At 67.1% G+C, this 24,599-nt stretch carries 29 protein-coding genes; 17 read left to right on the top strand and 12 right to left on the bottom strand.

Annotation, left to right across the window (positions count from 1 at the left end):
- Positions 1 to 9: 9 nt before the first annotated feature.
- Positions 10 to 1,332: an ArgE/DapE family deacylase gene (locus ACZ50Q_RS06945; protein WP_092578752.1), complete on the bottom strand. Its 1,323-nt coding sequence runs from the start codon at positions 1,330 to 1,332 to the stop codon at positions 10 to 12.
- Positions 1,333 to 1,561: 229 nt separating this feature from the next.
- Between ACZ50Q_RS06945 and ACZ50Q_RS06940 the strand changes: the two genes are divergently transcribed.
- Together ACZ50Q_RS06940 and ACZ50Q_RS06935 are read left to right on the top strand one after the other, a co-directional pair.
- Positions 1,562 to 2,335, top strand: a complete 774-nt coding sequence (locus tag ACZ50Q_RS06940) for an IclR family transcriptional regulator (RefSeq protein WP_092578750.1) — start codon at positions 1,562 to 1,564, stop codon at positions 2,333 to 2,335.
- Between the two features lie 174 nt (positions 2,336 to 2,509).
- A complete protein-coding gene (locus ACZ50Q_RS06935; RefSeq protein WP_092578748.1) occupies positions 2,510 to 4,111 on the top strand; it encodes an ABC transporter substrate-binding protein in 1,602 nt (533 codons plus the stop codon).
- Between the two features lie 39 nt (positions 4,112 to 4,150).
- Here the strand turns inward: ACZ50Q_RS06935 and ACZ50Q_RS06930 are convergent, their stop codons facing one another.
- Positions 4,151 to 5,050, bottom strand: coding sequence for an SMP-30/gluconolactonase/LRE family protein (locus ACZ50Q_RS06930; protein WP_464080978.1), 900 nt, complete (start codon positions 5,048 to 5,050; stop codon positions 4,151 to 4,153).
- Between the two features lie 275 nt (positions 5,051 to 5,325).
- Here ACZ50Q_RS06930 and ACZ50Q_RS06925 point away from each other — a divergent pair, with 275 nt between their 5' ends.
- Together ACZ50Q_RS06925 and ACZ50Q_RS06920 are read left to right on the top strand one after the other, a co-directional pair.
- Positions 5,326 to 6,618, top strand: coding sequence for a dicarboxylate/amino acid:cation symporter (locus ACZ50Q_RS06925; protein ID WP_464080977.1), 1,293 nt, complete (start codon positions 5,326 to 5,328; stop codon positions 6,616 to 6,618).
- A gap of 136 nt (positions 6,619 to 6,754) precedes the next feature.
- Complete coding sequence (locus ACZ50Q_RS06920) at positions 6,755 to 7,144, top strand: hypothetical protein (protein ID WP_076521761.1); 390 nt, start codon at positions 6,755 to 6,757, stop codon at positions 7,142 to 7,144.
- Positions 7,145 to 7,166: 22 nt separating this feature from the next.
- On the opposite strand, the gene ACZ50Q_RS06915 is transcribed toward ACZ50Q_RS06920, so the two are convergent.
- Both ACZ50Q_RS06915 and ACZ50Q_RS06910 read right to left on the bottom strand, forming a co-directional pair.
- Positions 7,167 to 7,601 carry a hypothetical protein gene (locus ACZ50Q_RS06915; protein WP_076515999.1) on the bottom strand — a complete coding sequence of 145 codons (435 nt, stop codon included), beginning with the start codon at positions 7,599 to 7,601 and terminating at the stop codon, positions 7,167 to 7,169.
- 164 nt (positions 7,602 to 7,765) lie between these two features.
- Entirely contained in the window at positions 7,766 to 8,737 is a 972-nt protein-coding gene (locus tag ACZ50Q_RS06910; protein ID WP_464080976.1) for a LysR family transcriptional regulator, read from the bottom strand.
- Between the two features lie 108 nt (positions 8,738 to 8,845).
- Between ACZ50Q_RS06910 and ACZ50Q_RS06905 the strand changes: the two genes are divergently transcribed.
- The 7 genes from ACZ50Q_RS06905 (at position 8,846) to ACZ50Q_RS06875 (ending at position 14,545) form a co-directional block, all read left to right on the top strand.
- Positions 8,846 to 10,681: a gamma-glutamyltransferase family protein gene (locus tag ACZ50Q_RS06905; protein ID WP_464080975.1), complete on the top strand. Its 1,836-nt coding sequence runs from the start codon at positions 8,846 to 8,848 to the stop codon at positions 10,679 to 10,681.
- A gap of 59 nt (positions 10,682 to 10,740) precedes the next feature.
- A complete protein-coding gene (locus ACZ50Q_RS06900; RefSeq protein WP_076516005.1) occupies positions 10,741 to 11,715 on the top strand; it encodes a Bug family tripartite tricarboxylate transporter substrate binding protein in 975 nt (324 codons plus the stop codon).
- The gene (locus tag ACZ50Q_RS06895) at positions 11,712 to 12,218 is read left to right on the top strand and encodes a GAF domain-containing protein (RefSeq protein WP_092578740.1); all 507 of its coding nucleotides are present in this window, start codon (positions 11,712 to 11,714) and stop codon (positions 12,216 to 12,218) included. The genes ACZ50Q_RS06900 and ACZ50Q_RS06895 overlap by 4 nt, the downstream gene beginning before the upstream one ends.
- Before the next feature lie 50 nt (positions 12,219 to 12,268).
- The gene (locus ACZ50Q_RS06890; RefSeq protein WP_092578738.1) at positions 12,269 to 12,721 is read left to right on the top strand and encodes a GFA family protein; all 453 of its coding nucleotides are present in this window, start codon (positions 12,269 to 12,271) and stop codon (positions 12,719 to 12,721) included.
- A gap of 37 nt (positions 12,722 to 12,758) precedes the next feature.
- The gene (locus ACZ50Q_RS06885) at positions 12,759 to 13,298 is read left to right on the top strand and encodes an SRPBCC family protein (RefSeq protein ID WP_092578736.1); all 540 of its coding nucleotides are present in this window, start codon (positions 12,759 to 12,761) and stop codon (positions 13,296 to 13,298) included.
- Between the two features lie 519 nt (positions 13,299 to 13,817).
- Positions 13,818 to 14,081 (top strand): translation initiation factor IF-1, encoded by a 264-nt coding sequence (gene infA / locus ACZ50Q_RS06880; protein WP_006221179.1) that lies wholly within the window; start codon positions 13,818 to 13,820, stop codon positions 14,079 to 14,081.
- A gap of 158 nt (positions 14,082 to 14,239) precedes the next feature.
- Entirely contained in the window at positions 14,240 to 14,545 is a 306-nt protein-coding gene (locus tag ACZ50Q_RS06875) for a hypothetical protein (protein WP_092578734.1), read from the top strand.
- Positions 14,546 to 14,591: 46 nt separating this feature from the next.
- Here the strand turns inward: ACZ50Q_RS06875 and ACZ50Q_RS06870 are convergent, their stop codons facing one another.
- The 3 genes from ACZ50Q_RS06870 to mog all read right to left on the bottom strand — a co-directional run bounded on the left by ACZ50Q_RS06870 (position 14,592) and on the right by mog (position 16,586).
- Positions 14,592 to 15,461 carry a peptidoglycan DD-metalloendopeptidase family protein gene (locus ACZ50Q_RS06870; RefSeq protein WP_464081960.1) on the bottom strand — a complete coding sequence of 290 codons (870 nt, stop codon included), beginning with the start codon at positions 15,459 to 15,461 and terminating at the stop codon, positions 14,592 to 14,594.
- Positions 15,462 to 15,466: 5 nt separating this feature from the next.
- Positions 15,467 to 15,805 (bottom strand): hypothetical protein, encoded by a 339-nt coding sequence (locus ACZ50Q_RS06865; protein WP_076516015.1) that lies wholly within the window; start codon positions 15,803 to 15,805, stop codon positions 15,467 to 15,469.
- Between the two features lie 148 nt (positions 15,806 to 15,953).
- Positions 15,954 to 16,586, bottom strand: a complete 633-nt coding sequence (gene mog, locus ACZ50Q_RS06860) for a molybdopterin adenylyltransferase (protein ID WP_464080974.1) — start codon at positions 16,584 to 16,586, stop codon at positions 15,954 to 15,956.
- A 288-nt stretch (positions 16,587 to 16,874) separates the two neighbouring features.
- On the opposite strand from mog, the gene ACZ50Q_RS06855 reads away from it, so the two are divergent.
- From ACZ50Q_RS06855 to ACZ50Q_RS06840, 4 genes are all read left to right on the top strand, one after another.
- On the top strand, positions 16,875 to 17,999 hold the full coding sequence (locus ACZ50Q_RS06855) for a D-alanyl-lipoteichoic acid biosynthesis protein DltD (protein ID WP_464080973.1): 1,125 nt from the start codon (positions 16,875 to 16,877) through the stop codon (positions 17,997 to 17,999).
- Positions 17,996 to 18,121, top strand: a complete 126-nt coding sequence (locus ACZ50Q_RS06850; protein WP_256381719.1) for a hypothetical protein — start codon at positions 17,996 to 17,998, stop codon at positions 18,119 to 18,121. The genes ACZ50Q_RS06855 and ACZ50Q_RS06850 overlap by 4 nt, the downstream gene beginning before the upstream one ends.
- A 79-nt stretch (positions 18,122 to 18,200) precedes the next feature.
- A complete protein-coding gene (locus ACZ50Q_RS06845) occupies positions 18,201 to 19,676 on the top strand; it encodes an inorganic phosphate transporter (protein ID WP_092578726.1) in 1,476 nt (491 codons plus the stop codon).
- A 96-nt stretch (positions 19,677 to 19,772) separates the two neighbouring features.
- Positions 19,773 to 20,429 carry a DsbA family protein gene (locus tag ACZ50Q_RS06840; protein WP_464080972.1) on the top strand — a complete coding sequence of 219 codons (657 nt, stop codon included), beginning with the start codon at positions 19,773 to 19,775 and terminating at the stop codon, positions 20,427 to 20,429.
- Between the two features lie 16 nt (positions 20,430 to 20,445).
- Here the strand turns inward: ACZ50Q_RS06840 and ACZ50Q_RS06835 are convergent, their stop codons facing one another.
- From ACZ50Q_RS06835 to ACZ50Q_RS06815, 5 genes are all read right to left on the bottom strand, one after another.
- The gene (locus tag ACZ50Q_RS06835; RefSeq protein WP_092578722.1) at positions 20,446 to 21,057 is read right to left on the bottom strand and encodes a glutathione S-transferase family protein; all 612 of its coding nucleotides are present in this window, start codon (positions 21,055 to 21,057) and stop codon (positions 20,446 to 20,448) included.
- A 45-nt stretch (positions 21,058 to 21,102) separates the two neighbouring features.
- On the bottom strand, positions 21,103 to 21,450 hold the full coding sequence (locus ACZ50Q_RS06830) for an AzlD domain-containing protein (protein WP_464080971.1): 348 nt from the start codon (positions 21,448 to 21,450) through the stop codon (positions 21,103 to 21,105).
- Positions 21,447 to 22,130, bottom strand: a complete 684-nt coding sequence (locus ACZ50Q_RS06825; protein WP_464081959.1) for an AzlC family ABC transporter permease — start codon at positions 22,128 to 22,130, stop codon at positions 21,447 to 21,449. The genes ACZ50Q_RS06830 and ACZ50Q_RS06825 overlap by 4 nt, the downstream gene beginning before the upstream one ends.
- A gap of 90 nt (positions 22,131 to 22,220) precedes the next feature.
- Positions 22,221 to 22,535 carry a chaperone modulator CbpM gene (locus tag ACZ50Q_RS06820; RefSeq protein WP_092578720.1) on the bottom strand — a complete coding sequence of 105 codons (315 nt, stop codon included), beginning with the start codon at positions 22,533 to 22,535 and terminating at the stop codon, positions 22,221 to 22,223.
- 2 nt (positions 22,536 to 22,537) lie between these two features.
- Positions 22,538 to 23,479, bottom strand: a complete 942-nt coding sequence (locus tag ACZ50Q_RS06815) for a DnaJ C-terminal domain-containing protein (protein ID WP_092578718.1) — start codon at positions 23,477 to 23,479, stop codon at positions 22,538 to 22,540.
- A gap of 215 nt (positions 23,480 to 23,694) precedes the next feature.
- Here ACZ50Q_RS06815 and ACZ50Q_RS06810 point away from each other — a divergent pair, with 215 nt between their 5' ends.
- Positions 23,695 to 24,180: an N-acetyltransferase family protein gene (locus tag ACZ50Q_RS06810; protein WP_464080970.1), complete on the top strand. Its 486-nt coding sequence runs from the start codon at positions 23,695 to 23,697 to the stop codon at positions 24,178 to 24,180.
- Positions 24,181 to 24,250: 70 nt separating this feature from the next.
- Complete coding sequence (locus tag ACZ50Q_RS06805) at positions 24,251 to 24,580, top strand: DHCW motif cupin fold protein (RefSeq protein ID WP_092578714.1); 330 nt, start codon at positions 24,251 to 24,253, stop codon at positions 24,578 to 24,580.
- Positions 24,581 to 24,599 lie beyond the last annotated feature (19 nt).

Genomic DNA, 24,599 nt, shown 5'->3' with positions numbered 1-24,599 from the left:
CGGATGGACTCAGGCTTGCAGCGGTTCGACGCCGCACCAGTCATGGATGAAGAGCGCCAGCGAGGTCGCCACGCGCACCATGCTGTCCACCGACACGCATTCGTTGAAACCATGCACGTTCTGCACCTTCGGGCCGTAGCAGGTCACGGGCACGTCCATCATCAGCCGGAAATGGCGGCCGTCCGTGGTGGCGGTCAACGCGGTGGGCTGCGGCAGTTCGCCCGCTACGCGGCGGTGCGCGTCCGCCAGCAACTGCATGGCGGGAACGTCCAGGTCGTACTCGCAGCCTGGCGCGTGAAAGCCTTCGTAGCGGATATCGATACGCACGTCGCTGTCGGTCAGGCCCGCCTCGACGGCGCGGATGCGCGCTTCGACCCGTCGTTTGGCCTCATCGATGGTCATGTCCGGATAGCAGGCGACACGCATGCCCAGCGTGCACACGCTGGGCACGGATGAATTCCAGTCGCCGGCGTGGATCTGGCCCAGGTTGAAGTTGATGGGATGCGCGTGCTCACGGTAGGCCGGATGCCGGTTCTCGGGCAGGTTCCATTCGTGCTCCAACTGCTTCATGGCGTCGACGATGCGCAGGCCGGTTTCGACCGGATTGACGCCCGTGGTCATATAGGCGGCATGCGCCGGCCGGCCCACGATGTCCACGTACATCCAGTACACGCCAAGCTGCGCGCTCATCATGCGCTCGTGCGTGGGTTCGGGAATGACCACCGCGTCGAACGCGCTGAGCTTGGCGGCGGCGATGGCGCTTTGCAGCGCGGACACCGTAGCCAGCGTGCCGTTGCCGGTGTTTTCCTCTTCCAGCACGCCATTGAAGCCGACGGCGCCCGCGGGCTGCACGCCCAGATCCTGCAGGGCCTTGAACGCCGCCAGGGCGCAGATGATGCCCGCCTTCATGTCGCCTGCGCCGCGGCCATAGAGCCAGCCGTCGCGCAGTTCGCCGTCGAACGGCGCGGGATCCCACAATTCGTGCGGGCCGGTGGGCACCACGTCCAGGTGGCCGTTGAACAGTACGGCCCGGCCGCCGGCGCTGCGGGGTTCGTGCCGCGCCAGCACGTTGTAGCGGCCGCCGTCGGGGCAGCAGGCGGGGGAATACAGCGGCAGGTTCTTGAGTTCTTCGGTGCGCAGCACGATGCGCTCGGACGTGAGGCCCAGGTCGGCCAGCGCGCCCTCCAGAAATTCGGCGGCGGACGTTTCCTGACCGGGCAGGCTGCGGCACTGCACGAAACCCGTGAGCGCGTCGGTCATGTACTGGCGAAGTCCGGCCACGGCTTCGGCGATTCGGGCCTGGTCCAGGCTGGCTGCTGCGACGGCGGTCATTGCATTCCCCTTTTCGAGTATGAAATCGCTCAAATATAAGTATCAATAATTGATACTTAGATATCTATATTTGGCATGATAGAGTTCGAACAAGCGCGCAGCAATACGACATCCATGGGTAATTTCCCTAGGACCTGTCGGAAAATGCTTGCCGCTACAGTGCGTATCCGCGCGCTGTAGCAACGGGGCTTGCAAGGCCGCACATAACAAGACGAACGGAGAAATCAACATGGCCACAACCGAGACCCGGTTCAACCAATCCCTGGCGAAAGGCTTCGGCATCCTGGAGGCTTTTTCCAATCACCCCGGCCCGCTCAGCCTCAACGAGCTGACGGAACTGTCGGGGCTGGACCGCAGTTCCACGCAGCGCATGCTGCATACGCTGGTGGCGCTGGGATACCTGGAACGCGGCAGCAACCAGCGCGGCTATGTGCTGGGCAAGAAGATCCTGGACCGGACCTTTGATTTCCTGCGCAGCCATCCCCTGCTGGAACGCGCCACGCCCATCCTGGAACAGCTCCAGCAGGAATGCGGGGAACGCGTGGACCTGAGCCTGTTCGACGACCTGACCATCGTCTATGCGCTGCGCCGCCAGACCAAGCGCCAGACCTTCTACGCCACGCTGGTGGGCCGGCGCATGCCCACGTTTTCGTCGTCCGGCGGGCGCGCCATGATGGCGCACCTGACCGACGCCGAGGTGGACGACATCCTGGCGCGTAGCGACATGCGGCCGCTGACGCCCAAGACCATCACCGATCCCGACGTGATCCGCCAACGCGTGCAGGAGGCCCGGATGCAGGGCTATGCCCTCTGCCTGGAGGAAAGCATGGTTGGGGAGATCGTGCTGGGCAGCGCCGTGGTCGACCACAGCGGGCGCCCCCTGGCGGCCATCCACATCTCCGGGCTCCTGGCCGAATGGACGCCTGACTCCTTCACCCAGCGCTTCAGCTCGCTGGCGATCTCGGCGGCGCGCGCCCTGAGCGGGCGCCCCAATCGCAACTGAGCCCGCAAGCCGGCCGCCTTTCACGGGAAATCCCTAGCGCCGGCCGCCTTGCGCGGCCCGGCGCGCTGCTGCACCATAGTCCACTTGGATTCTTAAGTATCAATATTTGATACTTAAGATTTTACGCAGCAGCGGCCTTCGGCATCGCGGGGCCGCCACCCGAGGAGATTCGCCTTGAAGTGCAATAACGTCCGCCGCGCCCTGATGCAGGGGCTGCTGGCCGCCGCCGCCTTTGCCGCCGTTCCCGCCGCCAGCGCCGCCGATCCCCAGCCGCAATACGGCGGCGTGCTCACCGCCATCCTCAACCCCGAGCCGCCCAACCTGAACGTCGCGATGCAGCAGGTGGGCACCACGCAGATGGTGGCCGGGAAAATCTACGAAAGCCTGCTGACGTATTCCTTCGACCTGAAACCGCTGCCGAGCCTGGCTCGGTCATGGGAGGTGTCCGACGATCAGTTGACCTATACCTTCCACCTGCAGCCCAAGGCGCAATGGCACGACGGCAAGCCATTCACGTCGGCGGACGTGCTGTTCTCGTACAAGCAGATCCTGGCCAACACGCCGCGCACGCGCTCGCTGATGCGCTACATCCAGGACATCACCGCGCCGGACGAGCACACGGTGGTGTTTCATCTGAAAGAGCGCTATTCGGCCTTCCTGTATGCGTTCGATATCGGCGGCGGCGTGATCCTGCCCAAGCACCTGTACGACGTGGACACGCCGCTGGCGCAGAACCCGCACAACAACGCGCCCATCGGCACAGGGCCATTCAAGTTCAAGCGCTGGGAACGCGGCTCTTACATCGAACTGGTCAGGAACGACCACTACTGGAAGGAAGGGCGTCCCTACCTGGACGGCATCACCTACCGCGTGATTCCCGACGCGGCGTCGCGCCGCCTGGCGCTGGAGCAGCGGACCGTGCAGCAGGCTTGGCTGCAGGACATCGAGCCCTTCGACATGCCCCGTGTGGCCAAGCTGGCGCACATCAACGTCACGCAGAAGGGCTACGAGTACTGGTCCACACTGCACTGGATCGAAATGAACGAAGCGCGCAAGCCGATGGATGACAAGCGCTTCCGGCAAGCGGTCATGTACGCCATCGACCGCGAATTCATCGCCAAGCGCATCATGTTCGGGATGGGCACGGTGTCCACCGGCCCGTTTCACCGCAACACGCGGTTCCACGATCCCAACGTCAGGCAATACCCGTACGATCCCAAGAAGGCCATCGCGCTGCTGGACGAGATGGGCCTGAAGCCCGACGCCAATGGCGTGCGCGTCAAGCTTGGCCTGATCCCCAATCCCTATGGGGAAATGCAGCGCCGCATCGCCGAATACACCAAGCAGAGCCTGGGCAAGGTGGGCATCGCCATCGAAATCGAAAGCACCGACGTGGGCGGCTGGACCACGCGCATGGGCAACTGGGATTTCGACATGGCCTACAACGGCGTGTTCCAGTATGGCGATCCCGCCATCGGCGTGTCGCGCACGTACGTCAGCAGCAACATCAAGAAGGGCCTGGCGTTCACCAATACCTCGCAGTACCGCAATCCCAAGGTCGATGAACTGTTCGACCAGGCCGCCACCGCGCCGACGGACCAGGAACGCCAGCGGCTGTACACGGAAGTGCAGAAGATCCTGGCCGAAGATGTGCCGCTCGCGTGGATCGACGACACCAACTATTCCACCTTCCTGGACAAGCGCGTGCACGGCGCCATCACGACGGGACTGGGCGCCGTGGATAGCTACGCAGACGCGTGGCTGGCGCCCAAGTAGGCACGGCCTGGGCCGCTGCGCCCCGGCCCGCGGGCGGCCTCAGGGCCGCCCAGCGTGCGGCACGTCCACCCGCGCCGCCAATATCCGCGCCTGCGGGGTGGCCCGGCGGTTGGCCTCGATGAAGTCCGGCGCGGCCGCCATGAACAGGGTCCGGCCATCCGGGCCGCCCAGGGCAGCCGCGAAGATGCCGAATTCCCCCGTGTCGATCTGTTCGAGGATCCGGCCGCCGCGTTCGACGCGCACGATGCGCTTGCCGATGGCGTCCGCGACCCACAGGGCGCCCTCCTCGTCCAGCGCGCCGCCGTCAGGGGCGATGGCGGAGGCGGCGATCAGCGTGGACAGGTCATCGGTGTCGGGCAGCTCGCCAAAGTTGGCCCAGTCCCGGCGCGGGCCCAGCACGCCGTTGGGCTGGATGTCGAATTCCGAAATGCGATTGGCGAAGGTCTCGTTGACGATCAGGGTCTTGCCGTCGGGCGTGATGAACGACCCGTTGGGAAAGCACAGGTCGTCCGCCACGACCTGCGCGACACCGTCCGGATCGACGCGCACCAGCGTCGTGGTGCGGACCGGCTCGCCCGCCATGATGTCGAAGCCGAAGTTGCCGACATAAGCCCTGCCCTGCGCGTCCACCACCATGTCATTGATGTGGCCGCCGGTCAGGGCGGACAGATCGGCATGGACCGACAAGGTGCCGTCGGCCTCGCGGCGCAGCAGCTTGCGGTCTTTCATGGACGAGATCAGCAGGCGGCCGTCGGGCAGCCAGCCCAGGCCGGACGGCTGCTGCGGGACCAGACAGACGCGGTCGACAGCGCCTTGCTCCGTCACGGTGATGACCTGCCCGGTGTAGAAATCCGACGCCCACAGACGGTTGTCGTGCCAGCGCAATCCTTCCAGATAGGTGTAGCCGGAGGCCAGTACGGACAGCTCGCGATTCGGCATTGCTTTGTCTCCTTTATCGCCCCGCTCGGGGCCGGTTCCCTGGGTGGCGCGCAGCCTTCGTCGTCGAGGCCGGCGCGGTCATTCTGGCATGATTGATCCGTCCCCAAACTGACAACTGGCTGTCAGCTTCACGGCGTTAACATCGCGCCCCAAGGGTTAACCCGTGCTTTCCCCGGGCCCTGGCATGTCCGTCATCGGACCGCCCTGCACCGCCCCATGCCGGCGGGCCTGGCCCTTCGGGCCGAGCGGCGGCTCCCCGTTATCCCGTTTTGAACATGAACACTAAGAAGCTGACGCGTTATATCGGCATCGCCATGGTGCTGGGCATCGTGGTGGGCTACTTCTGCAACAAGTTCGCGCAGAACCAGCAGGAGGCGGCGCACATCGCCTCGTACTTCAGCCTCGTCACCGACATCTTCCTGCGCATGATCAAGATGATCATTGCGCCCCTCGTGTTCGCCACCCTGGTGACCGGACTGGCCAGCATGAGCGATGCCAGCGCCGTGGGCCGCATCGGCATGCGCGCCATGATCTGGTTCATCGCCGCCTCCGCGATCTCCCTGTTGCTGGGCCTGGCGCTCGTCAACATCTTCCAGCCCGGCGCGCACATGAACCTGGCGATCCCCGACGCGGGCCTGACCTCGGGACTGAAGACGGGCGATTTCACGCTCAAGGCCTTCATCGCGCACGTGTTTCCCAAGAGCATCGCCGAAGCGATGGCGAACAACGAGATCCTGCAGATCCTGGTGTTCTCGCTGTTCTTCGGCGCGGCGCTGTCCTTCATCCGCGGCAAGGGCCACAACACGATCTACAACATGATCGACGAGTTGGCCAAGATCATGTTCCGCGTGACCGACTATGTGATGCGCTTCGCGCCGCTGGGCGTATTCGCCGCCATGGCCGCCGCCATCACCACCGAAGGCCTGGGCGTGCTGGTCAGCTACGGCAAGCTGATCGGGGAGTTCTACCTGGGCCTGGCCCTGCTGTGGGCGGTCCTGTTCGGCGTCGGCTACCTGTTCCTGGGCAAGTCCACCTTCCGCCTGGGCGGCCTGATCAAGGAACCGACCCTGCTGGCGTTCTCGACCGCGAGTAGCGAATCGGCGTATCCCAAGACTATCGAGGCGCTGGCGCGTTTCGGGGTGTCCAAGCGCATTTCGGGATTCGTGCTGCCGCTGGGCTACTCGTTCAACCTGGACGGCTCGATGATGTACCAGTCCTTCGCGGTGCTGTTCATCGCCCAGGCCTACAACATCGAGATGAGCTTCACGCAGCAGCTCACCCTGCTGCTGGTGCTGATGGTGACCAGCAAAGGCATGGCCGGCGTGGCGCGCGCGTCGCTGGTCGTGGTGGCGGCGACGCTGCCGATGTTCCATCTGCCGGAAGCCGGCCTGCTGCTGATCATGGGCATCGACCAGTTCTTCGACATGGGCCGCACCGCCACGAACGTGGTCGGCAACAGCCTGGCCACGGCCGTGATCGCCAAGCTTGAAGGCAATGAGGAGGACCTGCCCGCGCAGACCGCCGAAGACGCCCCGCAGACGGGCGCGGCCGCCACCCAGAACGCATGAAAAATCGGGCCACAAGGGCCCGATTTTTCATGGTGCGCGCCAGCTTGACCCGGCGCGGGGAGCGGGCGCAACATAAAGGCCCCTTCCGACAAGTACCGGCGCGGCGCGCATGGGCGCCACGCCCGGCCCGCACGCCATGAACCTACCGCCCTTTCGCACCGCGGCGGCCGCCGCCGCGCTTGCCGGCGGCGTCTTTGCCGCCATGCCTGCCGCGCACGCATGGACACTCGTCTCCTGCGACCTGCACGGCACCGTCGCCACCCTGCCCACCACCTTCCGGCAATTCCGCACCGATGGCTCGGAACTTGTCCAGGTGTTGTTCAAGCTGAAAGTGAAAGCCGCCGAGATCCCGGACGGCGAGCGCGCCGACACCGACTGCTCGCAGTTCGTGGGCAAGGATGTCGATGTGGCGCTGGAGAACGTGCCGGCCCGCAGGATCCAGCGAGGCAAGCCGCTGAACGTGCGCTACCGGTATGACGAATCGCTGGGGCAGGCGATGTCGACAAAGTACGAGCTGACGCCCTGACGCCTTGCCGACGTCGCGGCCGCTAGTCGTTGACCGAGCACGACACGGGCGAACCGTCCTCGAACTCCACGTCGTAGGTGTGCACCGGATCCCAGGGCAGCGTGAACCAGAGTTCATAGCCGTCGCCGTCTTCATCGAACAGCCACAGGGCGCGCAGCACGGCCTTTTCCGCCATGGCTTCGGCGGTTTCCTCGGCCAGGAGCTGGTCGTCTTCGATGCCCAGCTTCTTGTAGTGCTCATACGAATAGTTGTCGAGCAGGAATTCGGCGGCGGCCAGGATCTGTTCGTCCAGGTCGTCGATGATGGCCTTGACCACCTTGGAGGCGTCGCCGCCGGGCTCTTCGCCATCGGTCTGGATCATGACGTGGATGGGCGGCCGGCCCTCTCCTGCGGGGACGTTTTCCGCCGCCCACAGATCGGGTTCTTCGAGGTCCTGGGTGAAATTGAATCGTGCCATCTGGGGCTCCGTGATTTGTCATGGCGAGCCGGAAAAGGCCATGGCTCGCCCTAGGCCGTCTGGCCTTTCAGCCATTTAACCAGATGCAGGCTCCCGCGTCTTTGGGGGCACGCGACGTTTTTGCGCCTAGGACATGCGCAGGTCGCGCCAGGCGGGCGCCCGCCTCACGGTGCGCCCGCCTCGCCCTGGCGCCAGGGCGCGGCCGCGTCGCCGCAAAGACCCAGCAGAATCTCCGAAAACCGCTCCTCTGCCGCCAGGGCCTGGTCCCGCCTGCGCCGGATCAGGTTGATCGGCGGCAGCTCCCAGCCGAAATCCCAGGGCACCATGCCCAGCCTGCCGCGCTGGCACAGCTCGCGCGCGATGTCTTCGGGCACCACCGAAATCAGCGTGTCGTTCATGGTGAGGATCCCTTCGATCACGTCCGTCGAATAGGCTTCCAGCACCGGCGACGGCGGTTGCAGCTCCGCGCGGATGAAATGCTCCACGATCAGTTGCCGCGTCGGCGTATTGGCCGCGGGCAGCACCCAGTCCATGGCGGCGACGGCGGCCCAGTCCGGCTGGCGCCGGGCCAGCCGCTGGGCCAGGCGGCCATGCGCGATCAGGCGCGGGCGCTGGCGATACAGCACGCGATGGATCAGATCCTCGTGCGTCACGGTGGACGTGGCCCGGCTGATGATGCAGTCCAGCTCATGGTGGCGCAGCATCGGCACCAGGTGATCCGTGGTGGCGCGGTGCAGGCTCAGGGTCACGCCATAACGCTGATGCAGGCTGCTGATGGCGGCGGTCAGCAAGGCGCTGGACACGTAGGGCACCACGCCCACCTGCAGGTGGGCGGAATGGCCGGCATGCAGCGCCTCGACCTCGCGCGCCCACAGGTCCAGGTCGCTGAGCAGGTGCCTTGCCCGCACCAGCGCCAGGTTCCCGAGCAAAGTGGGCTGCAGGCCGCTGCCGGTGCGCTGGAACAGGGGCGCGCCAAAGATGTCCTCCAGCTCGGCGAGCGCCTTGGTCACCGCCGGCTGGCTGATGCCGGTTGCGGCCGCCACGCGCGTCAGCGATCGGTGGCGGTCGATGTTGATCAGCAGCGTCAGATGCCGGGGCTTCAGGCGGTTGACGAGCCGGACTGCGTCCCAGGTCATGGCATGCTCCGAATAACCATTCAGTTATCGGATTATGCCAATAAAGATAAAACCAGTTATTTCAGGATCCTATACTGCAGGCATCTCCCCGCCGTCCGGATACGCCCGATGACTCCCTCATTTACCACCCGACCCGAAATTCGCGGCACCTACGGCGTGGTCTCGTCCACGCACTGGCTGGCGTCGCAAGTGGCCATGAGCGTGCTGGAGCGCGGCGGCAATGCCTATGATGCCGCCGTGGCCGGCGGCTTCGTGCTGCAGATCGTGGAACCGCACCTGAACGGACCCGGCGGCGAAGTGCCCATCCTGTTCTGGAGCGAGCGCGAACAGCGCATGCGCGCGCTGTGCGGACAGGGCCCGGCGCCCGCGCTGGCGACGCCCGATTACTTCCGCGGGCTGGGACTGGATCTGGTGCCCGGGATCGGCCTGCTGCCCGCCACCGTGCCCGGCGCGTTCGGCGCCTGGCTGACCCTGCTGCGCGACTACGGCACGTGGGAACTGGCCGACGTGCTGCAGCCGGCCATCGACTACGCGCGCAACGGCTTTCCGCTGGTGCCGCGCATTTCGCAGGCCATTCTTGCGGTGCAGGCGCTGTTCCGCGACGAATGGACGAGTTCGGGCCAGGTCTGGCTGCCCGGCGGGCACGTGCCCGCCCCGGACGCGTTGTTCCGCACGCCGGCCATCGCCGCCACCTATACCCGCATCCTGGACGAAGCGCACGCCGCCAGCACCGACCGGCGCGGCCGCATCGATGCGGCGCTGGACGTCTGGTATCGCGGCTTCGTCGCCGATGCGATCGACGACTACTACACGAACCAGGCCGTGCTGGACACGACCGGGCAGCGCAATCGCGGCCTGCTGCGCAAATCCGATCTTGCCGATTGGCGCGCCGCCTACGACGAACCGCTCACCACCCAATATGGCCGCTACACCGTCGCCAAATGCGGCGTGTGGTCGCAAGGTCCGGTGCACCTGCAACAGCTCGCGCTGCTGCGCCACCTGGACGTCGGCGGGCTGGATCCGCTGTCCCCGCAGTTCGTGCATCGCGTGGCCGAGGCGGCCAAGCTGGCCTTCGCGGACCGCACCGCGTGGTACGGCGACCCGGATTTCGTGCAGGTGCCGATCGAGGCCCTGCTCAGCGACACGTATGCGCGGGCGCGCGCCGCCAGCATCGGAGAGCGCGCCTCGGCCGCGCTGCAGCCCGGCAGCCCGGGTGGCCTGACGCCGCGCCTGCCCGACCTGGACGCGGCGATCCGCACCCTGGCCGCCTCCGATACCCGCTACGGCGTGGGCGAGCCGACCTTCGCCGCGTTGCCGCCCGTGACCGAATGGGCCGCGCGCGAGCTGTTCGTGGGCGACACCTGCCAGATCGACGTCATCGACCGCGACGGCAACATGGTGGCGGCCACACCTTCGGGCGGCTGGCTGTCGTCCAGTCCGGTGGTGCCCGCGCTGGGCTTTTCGCTCACGACCCGGCTGCAGATGACCTGGCTGGACGAGGACGTCCCCGGACGCCTGCAGCCCGGCAAGCGGCCCTGCACGACGCTGTCGCCCGGCCTGGCGCTGCGCGACGGGCTGCCCTACATGGCCTTCGGCACGCCCGGCGGCGACCAGCAGGACCAATGGACCGTCGCGTTCTTCCTGCGCCACGCAATGGGCATGAACCTGCAGGAGGCGATCGACGCGCCTTCCTGGCACATCGATCACTTCCCGGGTTCGTTCTGGCCGCGCTCGCAGACGCTGAACCGCCTGACCGTGGAGTCGCGCATGCCCGCCGCCACCCTGGACGCGCTGCGCGCCGCCGGCCACGACGTCAAGGTCGGACCGGATTGGTCCGAAGGCCGCATCAGCGCCTGTACCCGCGAGCCGGCCGAGGGCGGCGGGCTGCTGCTGCGCGCGGCGGCCAATCCGCGCGGGATGCAGGGATATGCCGTCGGCCGCTGAATCGATTTCCATCCGACCGGCTCTGAGAAGCCGGACACTACGCAAGGGGTAACCGCACCATGAAACTGCAATTCAAACGACTGCTGCGCACGTTCGCGCTGGGACTGGCCATGGCCGCGCCCGCGATCTCCCACGCCGCCTGGCCCGAAAAGCCCATTACGCTGGTCGTGCCGTGGGCCGCGGGCGGCTCCACCGACATCCTGGCGCGCGTCCTGTCGGAAGGCCTGACCCAATCGCTGGGCCAGCCGGTCATCGTGGAAAACCGCTCGGGCGCGTCCGGCAACATCGGCACGGCGTTCGTCGCGCGCGCCAAGCCGGACGGCTACACGCTGCTGGTCGGGTCGATGAGCACGCACACGATGAACCAGGCGCTCTACCCCAACATGCCGTTCGACGGCGTGAAGGATTTCACGCCCATCGCCGAGCTGGCCCTCGTCACCAACACCATGGTGGTGCACCCGTCGGTACCGGCCTCGAACGTGAAGGAATTCATCGCCTACGTAAAGGCCAATCCCGACACGGTGGCCTACGCCTCGGCGGGCCAGGGCTCGACCAATCACCTGAGCGCGGTGCTGTTTGAAAAGGCCGCTGGGGTGAAGATGATGCACATCCCCTACCGCGGCGGCGCGCCCGCGGTGCTGGACACGGTGGCTGGCCGCACGCAGGTGTTGTTCAGCGCCGGGACGCAGACGCTGCCGCACGTGCAGTCCGACAAGCTCAAGCTGCTGGCCGTCACCGAAGACAAGCGCTCGCCGCTGCTGCCCAACGTGCCCACCGTGGCCGAAACCCTCCCCGGCTATGAACTGTCGGTCTGGTATGGCGCTTTCGGCCCGGCCGGCATGCCGCCTGAATTGACCGCCCGTCTGAACCGCGAGATCAATCTGATCCTGAAGCGGCCCGAGGTGGTCAAGAAAATGGGGGACATGGGCGTGCTGCTGACCGAAACCACGCCGGACCAGTTTGGCCAGATCCTGGCGCGCGATGCGGACAAGTACGGCAAGCTGATCAAAGAACTGGGAATCACGGCGGAATGACGAATGCTTCCCCCAGCGCGGAGCTGGCCGGCGTACAGGCCATCTCCCGCGCCTACGCGACGGGCGATCCCGAGGCCGCCTTGCAGGCCATCGACGACTACATCCGCCTGCGGCTCGCGCACACCCTGTGCACCGTCAATCGCTACGATGCCCAGGCCATGCGCGTGGTCCGCCTGTACAGCTCGAACCCGCAAGCCTATCCGCCCGGGGGCAGCAAGGACAAGACCGGCACGGCATGGGGCCGGCACGTCCTGCTGGAGCAGCAGGTCTTCGTCGGGCAGGGCGAGGACGCGATCCGCGAATTCTTCGACGATCACGACGCGATTCGGAAATTGGGGTTGCAGTCGGTGATCAACGTGCCGGTGGTGGATGGCGGCCGGTGCCTGGGCACCGTCAACTTCCTGATGCCGCGGCCGGCCGTGTCGGATGCCGACATCCACGCCGCGCGGCTGGCGGGGCTGCTGGCATTGCCGGCATTCCAGGGGCTGCAGCGGCCCGATTGAGGCGGCGCGCGGGTATATTGGACTTATTGCCCACTTACCCGACGCCCATCATGATCAAAGGTTCCTGCCTGTGCGGCCGCGTTGCCTACGAGATCACCGGCCCGCTCACCCACGCACTCAACTGCCATTGCATCATGTGCCGCAAGTCGCACGGCGCGGCCTTTCGCAGCCGCGCGACGGTGCAGGCCAAGGACTTCGCCTGGACCCGGGGCGAGAACCACATCACCTGGTACGCCTCGTCGCCCGGTTGCTACCGCGGCTTCTGCGAGGCCTGCGGCTCGCCCTTGCTCAGCCGGTTCGACCAGACCCCGGATATCTACGGCCTGCCGCTGGGGGCCCTGGACGACGACCCGGGCGTCAAACCCGAAGCGCACTATCACGTGTCGAGCAAAGCGCCGTGGTACGACATCACCGACGCGCTGCCCCAGCACGAGGGCGCCATGGAAAGCGCGCCGGACCACGACCCGCAAATCCCGCCCCTGACCTTTTCGCACGGCAGGTAAGACCCGCGTTGGGCGGCGGACTTCACAGGAGATCGACATGAACGACTATGGCGTCGTACTGGATCCGACCACATTGCGTTTCACGCGCCGGCTGCCCGCCAGCGCGCAGGAGGTGTGGGCCTGGCTGACGGAATCCGACAAACGCGGCCGGTGGCTGGCATCCGGGGACATGGAGCTGATCGAGGGCGGCGGCGTGACCCTGCGGTTCCTGCATGCAGACCTGTCTTCCGTGCGCGAACCGACGCCCGAGGCCTACAAGCCCTTTGAAGAAGGGCTCACGACCCAGGGCCTGATCACGCGCTGCGAACCGCCCCACCTGCTGGGCTACACCTGGGGCGGATCGGCCGGATCGCCGTCCGAAGTGATTTTCGAGGTCTCGCAGGAGGACGACGGCGCGCTGCTGGTGCTGACCCATCGCAAGCTGGCCAGCCGCGACGACATGGTGGACGTCGCTGGCGGCTGGCATACCCATCTGAACGTGCTGGCCGCCCGGCTGGCCGGACGCGAGCCCGGCCCCTTCTGGTCCGCCAACGCGGCCTGGGAGGCCGACTACCAGCGCCGCATACCGCACCGCTAGAGTCGTTCAAGCACAACTATCATGGCCGAACCAAGCATAAAAACTGGCTAAATGGCCAGCTTTGCAGTAACATAAGTCCGTGATTTTTCCGCAAAAACCGGACTTCGGTCATTCTGCGTGCCAACCTGTAGCGCCCACACAAGGGCGCTATTGAATGAGCGTCAGCGCCGCAGACTGCATCCGGTTTTTCCTTTGGGCGACCCCCGTCACAGCCCAACGCGCCGCCGCAATCCGCGTGGCGCCAAGCATTGCCGCAGACGCTGCAACCCCGCTTCTTCCGGCAAAGGTGCCCGCAGCACCAACGCCGCGACCTACGCGCGCATCGCGCGCACTTACCTCGGGGCGCGAGTATCCGCCATTTCAGACATCCACCCGGATGCCGTGGCCATACCCACGCTTGCCCGGACGTTTTTTACGTTCAAACCGCTGGACCGGTTTATCCGAGTCCGACGCGCTTGCCGCCTTGGGCGGCGGGTCATGCCGCAGGCATGGCTGCGCGTTTTGATCAAGGAGTAGAGCATGGCTAAAGAAGAACTCATCGAATTGGATGGCATCGTTGACGAAGTGCTGCCCGATAGCCGCTACCGCGTCAAACTGGACAACGGCATCGAAGTCGGCGCCTACGCGTCGGGCCGCATCCGCAAGCACCGCATCCGCATCCTGGCGGGCGACCGCGTCACCCTGGAAATGTCGCCGTATGACCTGACCAAGGGCCGCATCAACTTCCGCCACAAGGACGAACGCGCTCCCGCGCCGCACCGTCCCCAGCAGTACCGCCGCTGATCCGGCTGCCCGGGCCGGCTTCACGCCGGCGCCCGGCTCTCTTTTCCGCGAGTCATTAAGCCCGGCTCGCGAACTGCCGTAATGCGTGGAACGCGCGTTCATGAAAGAATGGCGCTCCCCGCCTGGCGCAACGCCGGGTCGGATACGCACGAAGCACGATGGACCTGAAAGAAGAATTGCAAGCCGCCGCAGACCAGCTTGCCCTGGCGCGCAGACGTTTCGCGAAGGGCGAGGAAGGCCTGCGCCTGCTGCGCCAGTCGCGCGAGGCATTCATCAACAGCCTGCGCAATACCGGCCTGACCTACGCCGACGCCAAGACCAAGTACGACAATTGCCTGGATGACCAGGAAGCCGAGCAGCGCAACGTGCGGCAGCAGATGGAGTATGCCGAGCGCATGCACCAGTACGTGCTGAACCGCATTGCGATGCAGGCCAAACAGGCCAATCAAGCCAACCAGGCCTGACGCGCCCATCCTGTCCGACCCGTCCGGCCTCTGTCCTGCCTGCCCGTCAGGGCTTGAACACGCCGATGAAGATCGCCGGATCGATGCGCGCATCGTTCAGGCTGACATTCCAGTGCAGATGCGGGCCGGTCGCCCGCCCGGTCGCGCCCACCTTGCCCACCACCCCGCCGCGCGGCACCTCGTCGCCCACCTTCACGTCGATGGCCGACATGTGGCAGAACATGCTGACCAGGCCCTGGCCATGATCCAGGAACACGGTCTTGCCGTTGAAGAAATAATCCCCCACCAGCACGACCACGCCGGCCGCCGGCGCCTTGATCGGCGTGCCCGCGGGCACGGCGAAATCCAGCCCTGAATGCGGGTTGCGCTCCTGGCCGTTGAAAAAGCGGCGCAGGCCGAAGGGGCTGGACAGCCGCCCGCCGTCGACCGGACGGTCCAGCAGCAGGTTGCTGGGCGTGACGCCCGCGCGATAGCGGGCGTAGGCGGCAAGCTGCTCGGCCAGTTCGCGCTCGATGCGCTTGAGATCGTCGGGATTCGGGTCGACCTGGCGGCGGTTCTTCAGGGTGATGTGCTGCGCCACGTATTCCTTGGCGCCCACCGTGAAGGCCACCTTGCGCTGGCCGGCGGCATCCTTGACCTGGATGTGCTCCTGGCCCGGCTTCACGCTGAGCGGGATGCCGACCACGGCGATCCACTGTTTGCCTTCTTCCCGCACCACCAGCACGCGCCGGTCCAGATACGTGACCTCTGGCGCGCTTTCGGCGTCGCCCAGGCCCAGCACCGCCACGCCGCCGGGCACGCGCGCGTCGAGCTTGCGGCTGATGTAGCCCGCGGCCGCCTGCCCCCGTGCGGGCCACCCCAGACACAGGGCTGCCGCCGCCAGGCCGGCGCGCAGGAGGTCGCGCCGGTGGATGATGGCGCTCAACGGCACAGGTTGGCCGGTTCGATGATGGACTGGTCGCGGCGCGCGATGCGCGTGGACAGACGCGCCTCGGTCTTGCCCTTCCAGTGCGTGGTCGTCAGGACGGCTTCGACGCCCAGGCTGCCGTGCAGGATGAGCTCGTAGCCGTTGCGCACCGGCTTCTGCTCGAAGTCCACGCCCAGGCCTTTCCAGGCTTGCGCCACGCATTGCGTGTAATCCTCGGGAGTGCGCTGGGTGGAACCGTAGAAGACGGGATCGCGGTCGCGCACGTCCTTGACGTTGGCGCAGGCCGACAGGGCGGCCAGGGCGGCGAGGGACAGAATGGTACGAACCTTCATGACGATGGGAACTCTTGGTCAATAGGGGTTGATCGGGGCGGCCAACTATACCGCACGGTCCTTGCCGCCCCCGGGCGGGGACCGGCCGCCGGCGCGGGGTTCAGGCCGGGGTTCAGGCCGGGGGTCAAGCCGGGGTTCAAGCCGGGGTTCACGTCTTTTCAGGGCGGCGGGCGGACTTCGGACGGAAGGCCGCGATGACCTCGGGACGGGTCTCGGCGTAGGGACCGCCGATGAGGTCGATGCAATAGGGAATGGCGGCGAAGATGCCCGGCACCAGCACGGCGCCGTCGTCCCCTTTCAGCCCTTCGAGGGTCTCGCGAATGGACTTGGGCTGGCCGGGAAGGTTCACGATCAGGGCCGCATGGCCGTCCGTTTCGCGGATGACGGCCACCTGCCGCGACAGGATGGCCGTGGGCACGAAGCGCAGGCTGATCTGGCGCATCTGCTCGCCAAAGCCCGGCATTTCCTTGGTGCCGACGGCCAGGGTCGCCTCGGGCGTGACGTCGCGCCGGGCCGGGCCGGTGCCGCCGGTGGTCAGGACGAGATCGCAGCCGCAGCGGTCGACCAGTTCGATCAGGGTGTCGGAGATGCGCGCGGGCTCGTCGGGAATCAGCCGGTCCACCGCCTGCCAGGGCGAGACCAGCGCGCCGCCCAGCCACTCGCGCAGCGCGGGCAGTCCCTGATCCTGGTAGGCGCCGGTGGAGGCGCGGTCGGAAATGGACACCAGGCCGACGATCAGTTCATCGGGATGGCTGCGGACGATACGGGCAATGTCGGTCATGGCGAAAGAATGAGGTTCTGGCGATGAAACGCCGCGGCGGCGGCGGGCCGCGCGGTCGATCCTGGGATACCTGCCTGGATGCCCTACGGGGCACCGGGCGGGCGCGCGACATCGATGCTATCGCATTCCTTGACCGGGCACGCCCGCCCTTCCCCCCTGCCGGGTGTGGCAAAAAGGGGAATCGGCGCGCCGCCGAGGGTTTCCCGCGCTTGTTCGGGCCGGGGACGCTGGATAACATCCGCTAACAATCCCGCCCCGTTCGTGGCGCGGCGCACTATCGGATTTCCCATGTTCAAACGCACTCTCGGGCAGCATGCGCTCGCCGCGGCGCTGGCCCTGTCCGTTGCCGCGGCCGCCGGCTGGGCGGCCGTGCACCTGCTGGCCCTGAAAACAGAGGCGGTGCCCGCCGCCGCGCCAGGCATCTACATCCCCAATCTGGGCAACACGCTGGACGAGCAGACCCGCAACCTGTCGCGCCTGAGCCAGGCGCTGCGCACGGGCGACCGTCTCGTGATCCTGGGGTCGTCCGAACTCACCAGCAACGATCTGCGCTTCGTGCCGTACCGCTACCTGGCCGACGAACTGCAAATGCCCGTGCTGGCCTACGGCCATTCGGGTTTTCAGTCCCTGGGCATGCAGTTCGTGCTGGCCGCGCTGGCCGATGACCTGTCGCCGGCGTCGCGCGTGGTCGTGATGCTGTCGCCCGGCTGGTTCGACGGCGACGGCGGGCTGGGACCGGACGAGTTCAAGGAACATGCCAACCCGCTGCTGCCGCGCCTGATGCGCCAGCCGGAAGGCCGGGCCGAAGTCCTGCGGTGGCTGGATGCGAAGGCCGACGCCGGGGTCTTCTGGTCCATGGCGGCCGAGCAGGCGTATGTGTTTCGCCAACGGCTTGCAAGCCTGTGGACGCCGGCCCACGCCGCGCCCGCCCCCGAACCGGAGCGCGAGGGCCCGCCGGCCGCCGCCCGCGTGGTGGACTGGGACGCGCTGGCGGGCGAGGCGCAGGCGGCCGAACAGGCGCTCATGCAGGACAACCGCTATGCGGTGCGCGACGAGTTCTTCAACAAGTACCTGCGCACCATCCCCGAAGGCGGCAAGACCGCCTACCAGCCCCAGCCGCTGACCGGCCGCGATGAACTTCGCGAGCTCGCCGCCCTGATGGCGCTGCTGCACCAGCACGGGGTCGAGGCGCTCTTCGTGATGCAGCCGCTGCATCCCATGGTGTTCAAGGATCTGGACCGCTTCGAGCCCATCCAGCGACAGGTGGCCGACTTGTGCCAGCGCTACGCCATGCGCTGCATGGACATGTACGACGCCCCCTTCGAGGTGGGCACGCTGCGCGACGTCCAGCACCTGGGCGAACTGGGCTGGCTGCGCGTCAACCAGAGGATCGCCGAGGAGTTCCGCCCATGAAAAGAACGCTCTGGCTCTGCCTGCTGTATCTGGGCCTGCTGGCCGTGATGATGATCCAGGCGGACACCTCCGCCAATCTGGGTAAGCCCATGGAGATCGAATTCCAGTATTCGAAGTTCTGAATAAGGGCCTGGTCATTCAGGGACAGGTCACAAATCTGCAATAATCGGGGCCTCTCGCCGGAACCTCGCCCCCTTCCCCATGTTCGACCTCTTCCATGGCCTAGACCTTTGGGTCGGCCTCAGCCTCGTGCTGGCCCTGACCTTCGTCCTGGCCTTCGAATTCATCAACGGCTTTCACGACACGGCAAACGCCGTCGCAACCGTCATCTATACCAAGGCCATGCCGCCGCACCTTGCGGTGGTCCTGTCCGGAATCTTCAACTTCCTGGGCGTGCTGCTGGGCGGCGTGGGCGTCGCCTACGCCATCGTCCATCTGCTCCCCGTCGAATTGCTGATCAACGTGGATACCGGCCGCGGCCTGGCCATGGTGTTCGCCATGCTGGCCGCCGCCATCGCCTGGAATCTCGGCACCTGGTATTTCGGCATCCCGGCATCCAGCTCGCACACCTTGATCGGATCGATCCTGGGCGTGGGCCTGGCCAACGCGCTCATTACCGATCTGCCCCTGGGGGACGGAGTGAACTGGGGCAAGGCCATCGACATCGGCCTGTCGCTGGTGGCCTCGCCCATCGCCGGCTTCATGGTGGCGGGCGTGCTCCTGCTGGCGCTCAAGCGCTGGCTGCCCCTGTCCAAGATGCACAAGACGCCCGAGCAGCGCCGCGCCATCGACAACAAAAAGCATCCGCCGTTCTGGAACCGCCTGGTGCTGGTGCTGTCGGCCATGGGCGTGAGCTTCGTGCACGGCTCCAACGACGGCCAGAAGGGTATCGGCCTGATCATGCTGGTGCTGATCGGGATCGTGCCGGCCAACTTCGTGCTGGACACCCACAGCACCACCTACCAGATCGAACGCACCCGCGACGCCGCCAACCACCTGCTGGTGTTCTATCAGCGCAATGAAGCGCTGCTGGGCGATTACCTGGCGCTGCGCCGCGTCGACATCCAGGAAGACCTGCCCGCCAATTTCCGCTGCGATCCGACCCTGACGGTGCCGACCATCATGGCGCTGCAGAATGACCTGCACGGCGTGGCCAACTACGCCGACCTGTCGGCCCAGAAGCGCATCGACGTGCGCCGCTACCTGCTGTGCCTGGACGATACGGCCAAGAAGGTGGCTCGCCTGGAGGGCCTGCCCGCGCGCGAAGCCGCCGACCTGCAGCGCCTGCGCGCGGACCTGACCGCCACCACGGAATACGCGCCGTTCTGGGTGATCGTGGCCGTGGCGCTGGCGCTGGGCGCGGGCACCATGGTGGGCTGGCGCCGCGTCGTCCTGACCGTGGGCGAAAAGATCGGCAAGCAGGGCATGACCTACGCGCAGGGCATGTCGGCGCAATTGACCGCCGTGGGCGCCATCGGACTGGCCAACGTCTTCAGCCTGCCGGTATCGACCACGCACGTGCTGTCCTCGGGCGTGGCGGGCACCATGATCGCCAATAAAACCGGCCTGCAGGGCAACACCGTGCGCAACATCCTGCTGGCCTGGGTGCTGACCCTGCCCGCGTCGATGCTGCTGGCCGCCGGCCTGTTCTGGATCGGCGTGCAGATCGCAGGCTGATCGCCCGGCCGTGCAGGCAATCTGCACGGCCGCTGCAACACTCTGGGTATTGCGCCGGCCTATGCGCCCGCGCCGGGCGCCGTCTACCATGGCGCCATGACGACCTCTCTTCCCACTCTGCATTATGTTTTTGATCCGCTCTGCGGCTGGTGCTATGGCGCCGCGCCGCTGGTGGAGGCCGCCCGCGGCATTGCGGGCCTGTCCATCGAGCCCCACGGCGGCGGCATGATGACCGGCGCCAACCGCCAGCCGGTCACCGAGGCCCTGCGCCGCTACGTCATGCCGCACGACGAGCGCATCGCCGGGCTGACGGGGCAGCCGTTCGGTCCGGGCTATTTCGACGGCCTGCTGCGTGACGGCGGGGCGGTGTTCGATTCCGAACCGCCCACCACGGCCATCCTGGCCGCGCAGACAATGGCGGGCCGCGGCCTGGACCTGCTGCGCCGGATGCAGCACGCGCACTATGTGGAAGGCCGGCGCATCGCCGACCCGGCGGTCCTCAGGACGCTGGCAACGGACATCGGCCTGGACGCCGGCGCCTTCGACGCGGCGTATGCGGCCGCGCAGGGCGCCGAGACGGCCGCGCACATCGCCGCCAGCCGCCGGCTGCTGGCCCAGGTGGGCGGCACGGGCTTTCCCACGCTGGCGCTGGAGCAGGGCGGCGTCTACACCCTGCTGGAACCCAGCCGCTACCTGGGCCGTCCGGAACAATGGCGGGACCACCTGCAGGCGCGCATCGCGGGCCCGCGCTGACTTCGCGCGCCGGGCGTCAGGACTCTTCGATGTCGCCGTCGCGCTGCAACGCGCGGTGCATGGCCGGGCGGTCGCCCAGCCGCTCGACGTAGGCGGTGAAGACGGGCGTTTCGGGCACGACTTTCATCTGCATCATGTACTGCAGCGAGCCGCCCAGCACGATGTCGACGGCGGAGAACTTGTCGCCCAGGAAGAAGGGCCGCGCCTGCAGCACCCGGGCCAGCACCTGCTCGACCTCATCCGCCGACCCCCACCCCAGTGCCGCCTGGTGCGGCGTCTTGTAGGCCCGCTCGACCATGGCCGGCTCGAACACGCCCGTGGAATAGGCCAGCCAGGTCAGGTAGGGGCCGCGCTGCCGGTCGCCGATGAGCGGCCCGAGGCCCGCCTCGGGGTGCAGGTCCGTCAGGTACAGCGCGATGGCCGGCGTCTCGAATACGGGCACGCCGTCATGCACCAGCGCCGGCACCTTGCGATGCGGATGGATGTCGATGTAATCGGCCGGCATGTGCCCCGTGCTGTCGTGCCCGCGGATCGACACCATTTCGGTGTCGTAAGGCACGCCCAGTTCCTCGAGCAGCCACAGTATCCGGAACGACCGCGATCGCGGCGCGTGATAGAGCGTAAGCATGGTCGGACTCCTTGGGGGGATCGGACCATTTTGCCTTGCGGATCGCTACGCCGCCAAGGCCAGCAATATCCCGTAGCCGGCCATGCCGACCAGCACCGCGACGCCCGTGTTGCTGACCAGGCGCGCGGCGACGCCGGTGACGACCAGGCCGCCCACGTAGGGCGCGATGCGGGCGGCCTGCGCGCCCGCGCCCAGCAGGTCCGGCACGATGACCGCCGCCGCGATGCCCGCCAGCAGCGACGGTCCCAGCGCCGCCAGCGCCGACCCTTCGCGCGACAGGCGCCGCAGCAGCCGGCTGCGTTCAGACAGCATGAAGGGCAAGGCGCGCGTGAAATACGTGATGACCGCCATGGCGATGACGGCGCCCCAGAACTCCAGTCCGCTGGCGTTCATGCCGGCCTCCTCAGGCGATAGGCCGCGCAGCCGATGACCGCGCCGGCCAGGATTGCAAGGCTGGTGTGGCCCAGGGCTGCGATCAGCCCGGCGCCGGCGACGGCAGCCACGATGGGCAGGCCCATGCCGCGCCGCGCCCCCTGGCACACCAGCGCCATGAAGAGCGCCGGCAGCGCAAAGCGCATTACCTGGGACAGCATCGGGTAGTGGCGTTCGAGCCCGTCGCCCGCATACACGCCCACGGCGGTGCCGGCGATCCACGTCAGCCACGCGCCCACGCCCAGCGCGATCATCCATCCGTGGCGCCCGCCGGGTTCCACGGCCTGCAGGCGGTTGAAGGCGGTGGCAAAGACCTCGTCGGTCAGCAGGAACGCCACCTGCAGCCGTTGCCGCAGCGCGGGCGGCAGGAAGCGCGACAGGAGCGGGCCGTAGAGCAGGTGCCGGGCATTGAGCAGCGAGCACAGCGCCACCACCCAGAGCCACGGCGTGCCGGCCTTGATGGAGGCGAGCAGCAGGAACTGGCTGGCGCCGGCGTAGACCAGCACGGAAATCAGGACGACCTGCAACGGGGTCAAGCCGGCCGCGACGCCGGCGATGCCGAAGGTCACGGCCACCGGAAAGTAGCCGATCATGACCGGCAGGCAGGATTTCAGTCCGTCGATGCGTGCGCTGCCAGACATGGCGCGCGCGGCGGCGGGGGGAGTTTGCTGGGCGCTCATTGTTTCTGCAGCAGGCGGCGGGCGCCCATTTTACCTACCCCCTCCCGCGGGTCAGGGCAGTCCCCCCAGCGCCCGCAATTGCGCCCTGAGGCGGCGCACCTCCTGGCTCAGGTCCAGGATGAGGGCCACGGCATCCAGCCCCGCGCCAAAGTCGCGTTCCAGCCGCCGCGCGTGCAGGGCGCGCTGCAGGTCCACGCTGTAGAAGCGCCATTCCGACGGGCCGCCGCCGCTGGCGTTGACGATGCCCACTTCCACCAGACGGGCCACCCATTCCACTTCCGCCCCGCAGGCGCGGGCAAGGTCATCCGCGCTGAGCGGTTGCGACTTGCCCACGACGGTGGCGCTGGCGATCACGATCTTCTTCATGGTCAGACCCCCAGGTTGCGGCGCGGGTTGAAGGGCAGATCCTGCTGCAGCTTGCGGTAGGCGGCCTTGGCGGCGTCGCTGTCGGCCGGCGGCAGGACCAGGTCCAGGACCAGGTACAGGTCGCCGGGCGGATCGCCCGGGATGCCGCGCCCCCGCAGCCGGAGCTTGCGGCCGTTGCCGGACCCCGGCGGCACCGACACCTCGACCGTGCCCGCGGGCGTGGGCGCCTGGACATGCGCGCCCAGCGCGGCTTCCCAGGGCGCGACCGGCAGCGTCATGTAGAGATCGCGGCCATCGGCGCGATAGCGCGGGTGCGGCTTGAAGCGCACTTCCAGGTACAGGTCGCCGTTTTCGGCGCCGCCATAACCGGGCATGCCTTGTCCGACCAGCCGGATGTACTGGCCTTCGCGCACGCCAGCCGGGATCCTGACGCTGAGCGTGCGGCTCTGCATCTGCGGCCGGCCCTGGGCGTCCATCTGCATGGAGCGCAGGCTGATGTCGCGCGTCGCGCCCTTGAACGCGTCTTCCAGGTCGACTTCGATGGCGGCATGGTGGTCTTCGCCGCGCGCGCGGAACTCCTGCTGTCGCGCCCCGCGCCGCCCGCCGTGGCCACCGAACAGCGACGAGAAGAATTCGCTGAATTGCGCTTCGTCGCCGGGCGCCGCGCCGCGGTGGAATTCGAAGCCTTCGTCCCAGCCCGGCGGCGGCTGGAAGCCCCCATCGGGCGATACGCCCGCCGCCAGGTTGTCATAGGCCTGGCGCTTTTCGGCGTCGCGCAGCACGTCATAGGCTTCGTTGACGTCGCGCATGCGCGACTCGGCATCGCTTTCCTTGCTGACGTCGGGGTGATATTTGCGGGCCAGCTTGCGGTAGGCCTTGCGGATGTCGTCGTCGGACGCGCCCTGTTCCACCCCGAGAATGCTGTAGTAGTCCTTGAACTCCATGTTCCAGCTCACGTAGAGGGTTGAGGCCGCGTCCGGCACAGCCGGATCCGGCCTTGAATAGCCAAAAGATAGGGGCTATGGACCGATTTTTCAATGCAATTTGCCAGGTTGGAAACGGCGCATAATGGTCGGTTTGGCGCGCGTCCGCCCCGGTCGCGCCGCTTCCCGACATCATCCATCGCGGGCCCCGCGTGCCCGCGCGAAGGAAACCGAACGTGCTGGACATCATCGACGTCGACTTCAATGACCCGGAACACGGCCGCCAGGTGTTGGCCATGCTGAACGAATACGCCAGCGGACCCATGGGCGGCAACACGCCCCTGCCCGCCCATGCGCAGGCCAACCTGATCGCGGAACTGGCCCGCCGCCCCACCGCCCACGCCCTGCTGGCCCGCGTCGATGGCCAGGCCGCCGGCGTGGCGATCTACCTCGAGGGATTCTCCACCTTTGCATGCCGTCCACTGCTCAACCTGCACGATCTGGCGGTGGCGCCGGCGTTCCAGGGCCGCGGCGTGGGCAAGCAACTGCTGGCCGCGCTGGAGGACCGGGCGCGCCAGATGGGCTGCTGCAAGATCACGCTGGAAGTGCTGGAAGGCAACGCCGTCGCCCAGGGCCTGTACCGCAAGCAGGGCTTCGAGGGCTATGCGCTGGACGAGACCACCGGACGCGCCATGTTCTGGCAGAAAAAGCTGGCCGCCTGAATGGCGTAGTATGTGTTTTCTGTTTTCGCCCCGGATGACCGGGGCCAGCACCCACACCGCAGGAATCACGATGAAGATGAGCAACATCCCCTTCGGCACCACCGACTGGTCCGAAGTGGAACGCACCGAACACGCCGGCGACACCGGAATGGCGTACTGGCGGACCCGCCATTTTGGCGATCTTCGGGTACGCATGGTGGAGTACACGGCCGGCTACCTGGCTGACCACTGGTGCACCAAGGGCCATATCCTGTTCTGCCTCGAAGGCGAACTGCACACCGAGCTGGAAGACGGCCGCCAGTTCGTGCTGACGCCGGGCATGAGCTACCAGGTGGCCGACCAGGCCGAACCGCACCGCTCGTCCACCGCCACCGGCGCCAAGCTTTTCATCGTGGACTGACGCGCCGGCGCGACACGTC

Source organism: Achromobacter sp. T5-5 (assembly GCF_055397965.1).
Note: the sequence above shows the minus strand (reverse complement) of the source record. Positions and strands in the feature narration are given on the sequence as shown.